This is a genomic window from Muricoccus harenae (genome assembly GCF_009848505.1).
GTDB lineage: Bacteria > Pseudomonadota > Alphaproteobacteria > Acetobacterales > Acetobacteraceae > Roseomonas > Roseomonas harenae.
The window spans coordinates 42,853-54,822 of record NZ_WWDL01000024.1; the positions used below are offsets into that span (position 1 = coordinate 42,853).

Here is an 11,970-nt window from a genome sequence, read left to right on the forward strand (position 1 = left end):
AGGGGCCTGGGGATCGCGCCTCACGCCGGCGCCGTCACGACAACCCGCGGACCACCGGCAGCTCCAGCTCCCGGATCTTCTTCCGCAGGGTGTTGCGGTTCAGGCCGAGCATGGCGGCAGCCTTGATCTGGTTGCCCCTGGTATTCGCCAAAGCGAGCCGCAGCAGCGGCCGCTCCACCTCCGCCAGCACGCGCTCATACAGGTCGCGGACCGGAAGGCCGTCCCGCTGCGCGCTCATGAAGGTGGCGAGGTGACGTTCCACCGCCTGCTCCAACGTCTCCGGCACCGAGGGGACGGAAAGGGGGCCGGGGGAAGGCTCAGCCTCCGCCAGCTCCGCCGCCACCGCATCCTCGCCGATCACCTCCTGGGGATAGAGGGCGGCAAGTCGGCGCATCAGGTTCTCCAGCTCGCGGGCATTGCCCGGCCAGGGATGCGACTTCAGGCGCTCCACCGCCTCGTTGTCCAGCGACTTCGCAGGCAAGCCGGAAGCCTTCGCACGATCGAGGAAGTGACGGGCAAGCAACGGGATGTCCTCCGCCCGCTCGCGCAGCGGCGGGAGGCGAATCGGGACGACGTTCAGGCGGTAGAACAAGTCCTCGCGGAACAGGCCCTGGCGAATGGCCTGGCGCAGGTCCCGGTGGGTGGCGGCAACGATGCGGACATTCGCCTTGATGGGCGTGCGGCCGCCGACGGTGGTGAACTCGCCCTCCTGCAACACGCGCAGCAGGCGGGTCTGGGCCTCGGGCGGCATGTCGCCGATCTCGTCGAGGAAGAGCGTGCCGCCGGCCGCCTGCTCGAAACGGCCGACGCCACGCGCCATTGCGCCGGTGAAGGCGCCCCGCTCATGGCCGAACAACTCCGCCTCGATTAGGTCGCGCGGGATGGCCGCCATGTTGACGGCCACGAAATTGCCGGTGCGCCGGCGGGAATAGTCGTGCAGGGCGCGGGCGACCAACTCCTTGCCCGTGCCGCTCTCGCCCGTGATCATCACGGTCAGGTCGGTCGTCGTAAGCCGGGCGACGGTGCGGTAGATCTCCTGCATGGCGGCGGAGCGGCCGACCAGGGGCAGGCGCTCCTCCTCCGGCTCCTCCGCATTCGGCTCCGGCGCCACGGCCGGCGCCGCCAGCGCGCGCTGGACCAGGGAGAGAAGATCCTTCAAATCGAAGGGCTTCGGAAGGTAATCGAAGGCGCCGCGTTGCGCTGCCTTGAGCGCCGTCGCGAAGGTCGACTGTGCGCTCATCACCACCACACGCAGCTCCGGGCGCACCCGTCGGATGCGGGGAACGAGGTCCAGCCCGTTCTCGTCCGGCATGATCACGTCCGTGATCACCAGATCGCCCTCCCCATCCTCCACCCAGCGCCAGAGCGTGGCCGCGGAGGAGGTGGCGCGCACGTTATAGCCCACCCGGCCGAGCGCCTGGGCGAGAACGGTGCGGATGGCGCGGTCGTCATCCGCGATGAGGATGGTGCGTTCGGTCATTCTTTTTCTGGTGAAGAGAGGCGGTCGGGCGGCGGATTGCGCGACGGATCCGGCCATCAGGCCGTCTGCCGCATCCGCGCACGCGGCAGGGGCTGCGCCACGCCGGCGGGTGGCTTGGGCAGGGAGAGGCGGAAGACGGTACGGCCGGGACGGCTGTCGCATTCGATGAGGGCGCCATGATCGGCGACCAGCTTTGCCACGAGCGCGAGGCCGAGCCCCTGCCCGCCCCGCTTCGTGGTGATGAAGGGCTCGAACAGGCTGGCGCGCACCTCCTCGTGAATGCCGCGACCGTTATCGCGGACCGTGACCTCCAGCGGCAGGTGCACCCTTTCCCGCGAACCCGGGATCGCGAGCCGCACGCCGTGGCGATAGGCCGTGGTCAGGACGATCTCGCCCTCCCGCGGTTCCACGGCTTCGGCCGCATTCTTCACGAGGTTCAGCAGGATCTGCACAAGCTGGTCGCGGTTGCCCCAGACCGGCGGGAGTGAAGGATCGTATTCTCGCATGATCCGCAGATGGGCTGCGAAGCCGGTGCCGGCGATGCGGAGGACGTGGTCCAGCACCTCGTGGATGTTCACCGCTTCCCGCTCCAGCGGCCGCTCGGAGAACATGTCCATCCGCTCGACCAGGTCGCGGATGCGATCCACCTCGTCCTGGATCAGCGTGCAAAGCTCGCGATCTCCCTCCGAGGCCGCCTGCTCAAGGAGCTGCGCCGCGCCGCGGATGCCGGAGAGCGGGTTCTTCACTTCATGCGCCAACATGGCTGCCATGGCGCTGGCTCCCCGAGCCGCACCGCGGAAATTCAGCTGACGATCCAGCTTCTGGGCTGTGGAACCGTCCTGCAGCGTGAGGATCACCGCGCCCGGCATCTCCGGCATGGGGGCGCCATGGGCGGCCACGCCATCGCGATGCAGTCGGGGAGAGTGAAGCGTCAGGTCATGGTCGGAGATCGGGGCATCGGCTGCCCGGACATGGCGGACGAGGGCGGCAAGCCGCGAATCCTCGGGCAGAAGGTCCGTCAAGCGCAACTGCGACAGGCTGGCTGAGGAGATGCCGAGGAACAGTTCGGCTGCCGGGTTGGCGAAGCGGAAGCGGCCCTCGGAGTCCAACAGAACCACCGGCACCGGAAGCGCTGAGAGAAGCTGGGTGCCGTCCGGAAGATCCGTCCTCGCGACGGGGCCGATTCTGCTGGGCATGATACCTCTCAGGCGGCCAGGGGCGTGTCGGCGTCGTCTTGCGGCGCGCCGTCGCGGCCCGCGTCACGGAACATGTCGCGCACGCCCTCGATGCCGGCATCAAGCAGCGGACGGTAGAAGGACTCGATGGCGGCAAGCGCCTCCTCCACCGTATCCGCGCCATTGATGCGGACGCGGAACTCGGCGCTGCCCGGAAGCCCGCGCGAGTACCAGGCGACATGCTTGCGGGCGAGGCGGAGGCCCGGATTGCTGCCGTGGTGCGACAGCATGTCCGCATAGTGCTCAAGCAACATAGCGTGCTGCTCCTCGAGCGAGGGCAGAGCAGGCATCCGGCCAGTGGCGAGGTATTCGGCGACCAGCCCCGGCAGCCAGGGCCGGCCATAGGCGCCGCGGCCGATCATCACGCCATCGGCACCCGAGCGGCGCATCGCCTCGGCCGCATCTTCAGGACCCAGGATGTCGCCATTCACGATGACGGGGATGCCGACCGCCGCCTTCACCTTCGCCACGAAGTCCCAGTCAGCCGTACCGGTGTAGAGCATCTGCCGGGTGCGCCCGTGCACCGTCACCAGGCGGATCCCGCAGGCCTCGGCGATGCGGCCCAGGTTCGGCGCGTTAAGGCTGGAATGGTCCCAGCCCATCCGCATCTTCAGCGTGACGGGCACGCTCACGGCCTTCACCGTGGCCTCAAGGATGCGGGCGGCCTTGATTTCGTCGCGCATAAGGGCGCTGCCGGCTTGCTGGCCAACGGCAACCTTCTTCACCGGACAGCCGAAGTTGATGTCCACCAGGGCTGCGCCGCGATCGACCGCGAGCTTCGCGGCCTCGGCCATCACCTCGGGATCGCAGCCGGCCAGCTGCACACTGGCGGGGCCGCCGAAGCCGTCCACTTCCGCCATCTTCAGCGTCTGCCGGTTCTCGCGGACCATCGCCTGGCTCGCGATCATCTCGCTGACCACCATGGGGGTGCCGCGACCGCGCGCGAGGCGGCGGAACGGCAGATCGGTCACGCCCGACATCGGGGCCAGGATCACGGGCCGTTCGATCCGGACGTTTCCAACCATGATGGGGCGCAGATGCGGACTGCCCTCCGGATGGGCAGCCTCTCCAATGCGTGAGCTTGTCGGCATAGGCATGTGCCTATCAAGCGGGCAGGTGCATGGTCAAGCGGGATCGCAGACCAGGGCTGGGGAGCGCTCTGGGCGGGCGGCCCCAGCGCGGCTAGGTTCCGCACCGTGGCGATATGGGGGTCCTGATGCAGGTTGTGGCGTTGCTGATGGCGGCGGGGCGCGGGGAGCGGCTGGGCGGCAGCGAGCCGAAGCAGTTCCTGCCCTTGCTGGGCCGCCCGGTGCTGCGCCATGCCGCCGAGGCCCTGCTGCGCGATGGGCTGGTGGAGGCCATCCAGCCGGTCTGCGCCGAGGGCGAGCGGGAGCGGGTGGACACCGTCCTGGCGGGCCTGCCGGCGCTGCCCGCGGTCGCCGGCGGCGCCACGCGCCAGGCAAGCGTGCGGGCCGGGCTGGAGGCTCTTGAGAAGCAGTCTCCCACCGTCGTGCTGGTGCATGACGCCGCCCGGCCGGTGGTGCCCGCCGGCACGGTGGCCGCGGTGCTTGCGGCGCTGGAGACAGCCAGGGGTGCGATCCCGGCCCAGCCTGTGGCGGATACGTTGAAGGCGGCCGAGGGAGCGACGATCCTCCGCACGGTCCCGCGCGCTGGCCTGCACCGCGCCCAGACCCCACAGGGCTTCCATTTTCCCCTGCTGCTGTCCCTGCACAGGATGGCGCCGGATGGCGCCACGGATGATGCCGCGCTGCTGGAAGCCGGAGGCCATGCCGTACGGCTGGTTCCCGGATCGGAGGAGAATGTGAAGATCACTTACCCCGGCGACCTAGAACGGGTGGAGGCGGCCATGCTGCCGCGCCTGCTGCCGCGCGTCGGCACCGGCTTCGACGTGCACCGCCTGGTGGAGGGGCGGCCGCTTATCCTCTGCGGGGTGCAGGTGCCGCATTCCCTCGGCCTCGACGGGCATTCGGACGCTGATGTGGGGCTGCATGCCCTCTGTGACGCCATCTATGGCGCCTTGGCCGAAGGCGACATCGGCCGCCACTTTCCACCCAGCCAGATGCAGTGGAAGGACGCCGACAGCGCCGCCTTTCTGAGCCACGCCGCCGGCCGCATCGCGGCCCGGGGTGGGGTGCTGGCGAATGCCGACGTGACGCTGATCTGTGAGCAGCCGAAGATCACCCCGCATGCCCCGGCGATGATCGCGCGCGTCGCCTCGCTGCTGGCCGTGCCGGAAGACCGGGTTTCGGTGAAGGCGACCACCACGGAGCGGCTGGGCTTCCCGGGCCGCGGTGAAGGAATCGCGGCTCAGGCCGCTGTCAGTCTGCTGGTACCGGCATAGCGGGCTCCGGCAGCCCCTCCAGCGTTGCGTCGCAGGCCGCGACCACCTCGGCCCGCAGCGGGCCGGGGCGTGGTGTGTCGAGCAGCGTGGTGAACCAGTGCTCCGGCGGGTTGCGGCCGGCGGCGCGCTGCCATTCCAACGCCCGCAGTACGGCCTCGGCCGCTGGCGGCAGACGCTCCGGCACTTGCCGGCCGTCCAGCACGCCCCAGACCAGCGCCCAGCAGCGGGCGACAGTCCAGGGATTGTAGCCCCCGCCGCCGGTGACGATCAGGCGCGGCGACTCCGCCAGGAGCGCGCGGACCACGGCCCGATGAGCATCGTTGGAAAGGGAGAGCCGAGCGAGCGGATCCTCCTCCAGTGCGTCGGCGCCGCATTGGAGCATGACGGCCTGGGGCCGGAGATGCCGCAGGATGGGCAGGATGGCCGTCTGGAGCACATGCTCCATCTCGGTGTCGTTGAAGCCCTGGGGCACCGGGATGTTGCGGGCACGCCCACCAGCGCGATCCTCGATGCGGCCGGTGAAGGGCCAGCGCCCCGCTTCATGGACGGAGAGGGTGAAGACGCGCGGATCGTCGCGGAAGGCATATTCCACGCCGTCTCCATGATGCGCGTCGATATCGACGTAGAGGATGTTCGTCAGGCCGAGGTCGAGCCATTCCAGCAGGCCCAACACCGGATCGTTGATGTAGCAGAAGCCGCTGGCCCGGTCCGGCATGGCGTGGTGCGTGCCCGCGCCGGGGACATGAACGATCCCGCCGCCCCGCGTCAGCCGTGCCGCCAGGATGGCCCCTCCGGCGCTAGTGGCGGGGCGGCGGTACACCTCCCCGTAGATCGGATTGTCATGGGCGCCGATGTGATGGCGCTCGCGGATCTCGGCCGAAGCCGCCTGCTCCGCCTCGGCCCGCTGCAGGGCGGCAACGTATTCGGGCGTATGGTAGCGGGCGAGCTGGGCCGGGGTGGCGCGGGGGCTGTCGAGGTAACGGGCGGGGTCCAGCCAGCCGAGGGCGCGGATCAGGTCCAGCGTTGCTGGCACGCGCGGGATCGCAAGCGGGTGCTTCGGCCCATAGCTAGAGCCCCGGTAGATCTCAGAGCCGATGAGAAGGGGGCGGCCTGCTGTCAGCGCAGCCGCTCCAGGATGGAGACATAATTCGCCACGGCAGCCCCGCCCATGTTGAAGACGCCGCCGAGCGTGGCCCCCGGCACCTGCATGCCACCGGCCTCGCCCGCGAGCTGCATTGCGGAGAGCACATGCATGGAGACGCCGGTCGCACCGATTGGGTGGCCCTTGGATTTGAGCCCGCCCGAGGGGTTCACCGGCAGGCGCCCCCCTTTTGCAACCAGGCCGTCCAGCACCGCACGGGCGCCCTGCCCTTCCGGTGCCAAGCCCATCGCCTCGTAGTCGATCAGCTCCGCGATGGTGAAGCAATCATGCACCTCGGTGAAGGACAGGTCCGCAACGCCCACGCCCGCCATGTCATAGGCACGGCGCCAAGCCACGCGCGCGCCCTCGAAGCGGGTGATGTCCCGCGCAGAAATGGGCATCAGGTCGTTCACCTGGACGGCGGCGCGGAAGCGGATAGCCTTGCCCAGAGTCGCGGCAGTCTCGGCATCCGTCAGCACCAAGGCCGCGGCACCATCTGAGACAAGGCTGCAATCGGTGCGCTTCAGCGGGCCCGCCACGATGGGATTCCGCTCGCTCTCTGTGCGGCAGAACTCATAGCCGAGATCCTTCCGCATCTGGGCATAAGGATTGTCCACCCCGTTGCGGTGGTTCTTGGCGGCGATCGCAGCCAAGGCGTCCGACTGGTCCCCGTGACGCTGGAAATAGGATTCCGCGATCCGTGCAAACACACCAGCGAAGCCAGCCGGGATATCACCTTCCTCCCGCCGGTAGGCGCAGCCGAGCAGCACGTCGCCCACTTGTGAGCCGGGAATTGCCGTCATCTTCTCGACGCCCACCACCAGGGTGAAGCGGCCGCGGCCAGCGGCGAGGAAATCCATCGCCCCGTGGATCGCGGCGGAACCGGTGGCGCAGGCATTCTCCAACCGCGTCGCTGGCTTGAAGCGCAGCTCCGGCAGGGACTGCATGACGAGGGAGGACGGAAAGTCCTGCTTCTGGAACCCGCCGTTGAAATGACCGACATAGATCGCATCGACATCGGCCGGATCGATCCCGGCATCTTCAATGGCACCCCGCGCGACGCGGCCGATCAGGCCTTCCGCGTCTGGGGCGTCCTCCAGCTTGCCGAAGGGCGTGTGCGCCCAGCCAACGATGCAGGCCCCGCCGGTCCCGTTCCCGACCATCTGACCATCCTCCACCTTTCCCTGAACATAGGGTGGCGCTCAGGGTCCTGAAATGGCCGGGTGGCCTCCTCCCGCCTCAGCCGCGGAAGAGGCTGAGCAGGCTCTGGGGCGACTGGTTCGCGATACCCAGCGCCTGGGTACCGAGCTGCTGCCGGATCTGCAGCGCCTGGAGCTTGGCGCTCTCCTTGGCAAGGTCGGCGTCGATCAGCGAACCGAGGCCGGTCTCGAGCGCGTCGAGCTTCTCCTTGTTGTAACTCATCTGGGCGTCGAGATAGGTCGAGTTCGAGCCGAAGGTGTTGAGCGCGGTGTTCACCGCGGTCATCTTCGTCGCGAAGTCGCCGCTGGACGCGAGCGCCGAGGCAGCGGCGGCCGCATCGGTCGGGGCCGCGGCCACCAGCAGCGACGTCGCACCCTCGACCGCCACAAGATTGTACACCGTCGCCTGCTCGTTGCGGGTGGTGGCGATGTCGCCGCCGCCGGCACCTGCGGAGGTCGTGAGCAGCGTGCGGCCGTTATAGGTCGCGTCGGTGATGAAGTTCTGCACCTGGGTGCGCAGGGAGTCGTATTGCGACTGGTATTGCGTGCGCTGCGAACCGGAGAGCGTGCCATCGGCGAGCTTCACGAGCACGCCGCGGATCTCCGTCATGGTGTCGGAGACCTTGTTCAGGCCGGCGAGTGTCGTATCCAGAATGCCTTGGACGCTGCCCATCTGCTCATTGGCAGAGGTGAGGCCGGCGATATCCGCCCGCACGGACTGGGCCACGGCGAAGGCCGCACCGTCATCCTTCGCATCCGCTACCCGGTAGCCGGTGGAGACGCGCTTCTGCGTCACCGCCAAGGCTTCGTTCGTACGGTTGAGCGATTGCAGCGCGACTTGCGCGCCGATGTTCGTATTGACGGAGTTGGTCGCCATCGGGGTCTTCCCTTCGCGTCGGCGGGTCACCCGCCCTGGGGAAGACACTGCACGCGGAGCGTGAAGAAACGGCTAACGCCAGCGCGTTCCGTGACGATCCTGGAATCAAGGACGAAAAATTATGCGGGCGCTGGAATCAGAAGGCCCCGGCACGGGGCCAGGGCCTTCCATCATCCGGCAAGATGCGGCGATCAGCCGCCCTTGTACTGCACGGCCTGGCGGCCGCGCTGGCCGTCGCGCACGTCCAGATTCACCTTCTGGCCCTGCTGCACATCGGTCACGCCGGCGCGCTGCAGAACGGAGGAGTGCAGGAACACGTCCTGGCCACCGTCATCCGGGGTCACGAAGCCGAAGCCACGCACCTGGTCGAACCACTTCACCGTCCCATTGACGGCATAGGTCGGGCCACCCTCGTCGCGACCAAAATCGCGGCGCGGCGGACGATCGCCACCACCGCCGCCGCCGAAGTCACGGCGCGGCGCGCCGAAGCCACCGCCCGGCGGGCCACCAAAGCCACCACCCGGGGGGCCACCGAAGTCGCGGCGCGGCGGACGATCACCAAAGCCACCGCCACCACCACCGAAGTCACGGCGCGGCGGACGATCCCCGAAACCACCACCACCACCACCGAAGTCACGGCGCGGCGGACGATCCCCGAAACCACCACCACCGCCGCCGAAATCACGGCGCGGCGGACGATCACCAAAGCCACCGCCACCACCACCGGCGCCGCCGCCCGGGCCGGGCTTCAGCTCAACGATGCGCGTGACGAGCCGGCGACCCTGGCGGTCGGTGCCGATCTCGCAGACGAGCTTATCACCCGTATCGGCCGACTGGATGCCAGCCTCGGCCATGGCAGATGCGTGGAAAAACACATCCTGTCCGTCGGGCCCGAGCACGAAGCCGAAACCCTTACGGCCGTTGTACCACTTCACCTCGGCCTCGACGGGCCCGGTGCCGCCCTGCGATTCATTCTCGGGAAACACTGTATCTTAATTTCCGCAAACATGTCGGCCCGACGGGATGCAGGACCGGTATCCTCATGCTGGCACGGTGCCGCAAGGAATGCTAGGTGAATCGACGCGGATCATACGGCCCCAGATCAATCCCCGGCGAGGTCCCAGCCGCCAGGGCCGCCGCCGCCTGCCCACTCCGCGGCCCGCCGACCAGCCCCACATGCCCGTGGCCGAAAGCCAGGATCACATCCGGTGTGGCGGCCGACGGCCCGATGCAGGGTAGTCCGTCCGGCATGGAAGGGCGATGGCCCATCCAGAACTTTACCTTCTCCGCCGGCAGATCCCTCGGCAGGCCGGGGAAGGAGCGGAGGAGGTGGTCCCGGAGGATTTCCGAGCGCTTCCAGTTCGGCGCCGCCTCCAGCCCGGCAATCTCGACCTGACCGGAGACACGCAGCCCCGCCCGGGTCGGCGTGATGGCCATCTTGCCATCCGAGGGCATGATCGGGATTCGCGGTCCCGCTTCCGCTCCCAGCAGCACGGCGTGATAGCCCCGCTCCGTCTCCAGCGGCACGCGGGTGCCCGCGGTCGCGGCCAAGGCCTTGGATCGGGCGCCGGCGGCGATCACCGCGCGGTCGGCCGTGATCTCCCCTTCCCCTGTCAGCACGGCCTTCAGCCGGCCGCCCTCGATGCGGAAGCCAGTGGCGGCAGCCCGGCGCAGCGCCGCGCCCTCGGCGACGGCTTGCTCTACCAGGGCGGAGACATAGGCGCCGGGATCGGTGCAGTGGCCGGCCTCCTCGAAGAGCGCGCCGAAGCCGTAGCGGCGGTCGAGCTCCGGCTGGAGTTGCCGCATCTCCTCCGGCCCGATCTCCTTCCAGGAGAGACCGACGGCCTTGCGGATCCGCCAGCCGATCGCCTCCTTCTCGTAATCCTGGCGGGAGGGGTAGACATACATCAGCCCCTCGCGCCGGATCAGCTCAGGCACCCCTGCCCGCTCAGCGAGCACCTTGTGAAGGTCAGGACCGTCGGCGAGCAGGCTACGCAGCGCCTGGGCGGTCTTCAGCACCCGACCCTCGGTCCAGCCGGACCGCAGATAGGCCCAGAGCCAGGGCAGGACGCGGGGCAAATAGGACCAGCGGATTGCCAGCGGGCCCAACGGGTCCCGCAGGAAGCCAGGCACCTGCTTCCACAGCCCAGGCATGGCCGGCGGCAGCACCGACATATAGGAGAGCCAGCAGCCATTGCCGTAGGAGGCTGCCTGCTCTCCGCCCGGCGGAGCCGGATCGAGGATCGTGACCCGCAGCCCCCGGTCGATGGCCGCCAGCGCCGTGCAGGCGCCGACGATGCCGGCGCCGATGACGACGAGATGCGTCCCCTGGCTATCCTCTTGCGGGACTTCAGCCCGCATCGAGGATGGCGCGCTTCGCCATCACGCCGACCAGATGGGCGCGGTATTCGGCGCTGCCATGGATGTCGCCATTCAGCCCGTCCGGCGACTGGCGGATGCCGGCCACGGCATCGGGCGACCAGTTAGCGGCAAGTGCCGCCTCCATCTCCGCTTGACGGAACACGCCCGGCCCGGCCCCGTTTACGGCAACCCGCACGCCCTTCGGCCCCTTCGCAACGAAGACGCCCGTCATCACGTAGCGGGAGGCCGGATTCCGCATCTTGGCATAACCGGCCTTCTCCGGGATCGGGAACTCGATCGCGGTCAGCAGCTCGCCGGGTTCGAGCGCCGTGGTGAACATACCTTGGAAGTACTCGTCCGCCTCGATCCGGCGGCGGTTGGTGACGAAGGTGACGCCGAGCCCCAGGGCTGCTGCCGGGTAGTCCGCGGCCGGATCATTGTTCGCGAGCGAACCGCCCATGGTGCCGCGGTTGCGGACCTGGGTGTCGCCGAGGTTACCGGCCATGTGCGCCAGGGCTGGGATGGCCTCCTTCACCGCCGGGTCCCGGCTAATCTCAGCATGGCGGGACATGGCGCCGATCATCAGCTTCTCCCCGTCCCGCCGGATGCCGCGAAGCTCCGCGATGCCGGAAAGGTCCACCAGGGCGGAAGGGCGGTCGAGACGGTGCTTCAGCGCCGGCAGGATGGTCTGGCCACCAGAGATCGGGCGGGCATCGGGATCGGCGAGCAGCCCCACCGCCTCGGCGATCGTGGAGGGCTTGTGGAAGGCGAAGTCATACATCGCGATTCAAGCCTCCGCCGGGGCCAGCGCGGCGCGGCGGCCATGCATGACCTCCTGCGCCGCGGCAATGGCCTTTACGATGTTGTGGTAGCCGGTGCAGCGGCAGAGATTACCCTCCAGCCCCTCCCGGATCTCGTGCTCGTCCATCCCCTCGGGATGCTTCTTCACCAAGTCGATGGCCGACATAACCATCCCCGGCGTGCAGAAGCCGCACTGCAGCGCGTGATACTCGCGGAAGGCCTCCTGCATCGGATGCAGGGTGCCGTCGGCCGCGGCGAGTCCCTCGATGGTGGTGACGGAGCTGCCCTCGGCCTGCACCGCCAGCATGGTGCATGACTTCACGCTCTCGCCATCCACATGCACCACGCAGGCCCCACACTGGCTGGTGTCACAGCCGACATGGGTTCCCGTCAGGCGCAGCTTCTCGCGCAGCAGCTCCACCAGAAGGGTCCGGCCCTCCACCTCAACGCTATGGCGCTGGCCGTTCACAGTCAGATTCACGCTTGGCATGTTCGGCTCCCCGCGACGTCCGCT

At 68.8% G+C, this 11,970-nt stretch carries 11 protein-coding genes; 1 reads left to right on the forward strand and 10 read right to left on the reverse strand.

All coding sequences use genetic code 11. The annotated features are described in order from the left end of the window. Window positions 1–34: 34 nt before the first annotated feature. From ntrC to dusB, 3 genes are read right to left on the reverse strand one after another with little or no spacing between them, the layout of a single operon-like run. Window positions 35–1,480: a nitrogen regulation protein NR(I) gene (gene ntrC, locus GSE44_RS17030; protein WP_159350029.1), complete on the reverse strand. Its 1,446-nt coding sequence runs from the start codon at window positions 1,478–1,480 to the stop codon at window positions 35–37. 56 nt (window positions 1,481–1,536) lie between these two features. Further along, window positions 1,537–2,676, reverse strand: a complete 1,140-nt coding sequence (locus GSE44_RS17035; RefSeq protein ID WP_159350030.1) for a two-component system sensor histidine kinase NtrB — start codon at window positions 2,674–2,676, stop codon at window positions 1,537–1,539. 8 nt (window positions 2,677–2,684) lie between these two features. Further along, window positions 2,685–3,806, reverse strand: coding sequence for a tRNA dihydrouridine synthase DusB (gene dusB, locus GSE44_RS17040; protein ID WP_159350073.1), 1,122 nt, complete (start codon window positions 3,804–3,806; stop codon window positions 2,685–2,687). A gap of 125 nt (window positions 3,807–3,931) precedes the next feature. Between dusB and ispD the strand changes: the two genes are divergently transcribed. Continuing rightward, window positions 3,932–5,077, forward strand: coding sequence for a 2-C-methyl-D-erythritol 4-phosphate cytidylyltransferase (ispD, locus tag GSE44_RS17045; protein ID WP_159350031.1), 1,146 nt, complete (start codon window positions 3,932–3,934; stop codon window positions 5,075–5,077). Here ispD and GSE44_RS17050 read toward each other — a convergent pair. The 7 genes from GSE44_RS17050 to GSE44_RS17080 form a co-directional block, all read right to left on the reverse strand. After that, on the reverse strand, window positions 5,055–6,197 hold the full coding sequence (locus GSE44_RS17050) for an acetoin utilization protein AcuC (protein WP_159350074.1): 1,143 nt from the start codon (window positions 6,195–6,197) through the stop codon (window positions 5,055–5,057). The two genes, ispD and GSE44_RS17050, sit on opposite strands and share 23 nt — an antisense overlap. After that, on the reverse strand, window positions 6,194–7,381 hold the full coding sequence (locus GSE44_RS17055) for an acetyl-CoA acetyltransferase (protein WP_159350032.1): 1,188 nt from the start codon (window positions 7,379–7,381) through the stop codon (window positions 6,194–6,196). The genes GSE44_RS17050 and GSE44_RS17055 overlap by 4 nt, the downstream gene beginning before the upstream one ends. A gap of 76 nt (window positions 7,382–7,457) precedes the next feature. After that, window positions 7,458–8,294, reverse strand: coding sequence for a flagellin (locus GSE44_RS17060; RefSeq protein ID WP_159350033.1), 837 nt, complete (start codon window positions 8,292–8,294; stop codon window positions 7,458–7,460). A 191-nt stretch (window positions 8,295–8,485) separates the two neighbouring features. Further along, complete coding sequence (locus GSE44_RS17065) at window positions 8,486–9,280, reverse strand: cold-shock protein (protein ID WP_235924904.1); 795 nt, start codon at window positions 9,278–9,280, stop codon at window positions 8,486–8,488. A gap of 82 nt (window positions 9,281–9,362) precedes the next feature. After that, window positions 9,363–10,655: an NAD(P)/FAD-dependent oxidoreductase gene (locus GSE44_RS17070; RefSeq protein WP_159350034.1), complete on the reverse strand. Its 1,293-nt coding sequence runs from the start codon at window positions 10,653–10,655 to the stop codon at window positions 9,363–9,365. Next, a complete protein-coding gene (locus GSE44_RS17075; protein WP_159350035.1) occupies window positions 10,645–11,436 on the reverse strand; it encodes an FAD binding domain-containing protein in 792 nt (263 codons plus the stop codon). The genes GSE44_RS17070 and GSE44_RS17075 overlap by 11 nt, the downstream gene beginning before the upstream one ends. A 6-nt stretch (window positions 11,437–11,442) precedes the next feature. Further along, window positions 11,443–11,946 carry a (2Fe-2S)-binding protein gene (locus GSE44_RS17080; RefSeq protein ID WP_159350036.1) on the reverse strand — a complete coding sequence of 168 codons (504 nt, stop codon included), beginning with the start codon at window positions 11,944–11,946 and terminating at the stop codon, window positions 11,443–11,445. Window positions 11,947–11,970: the final 24 nt, after the last annotated feature.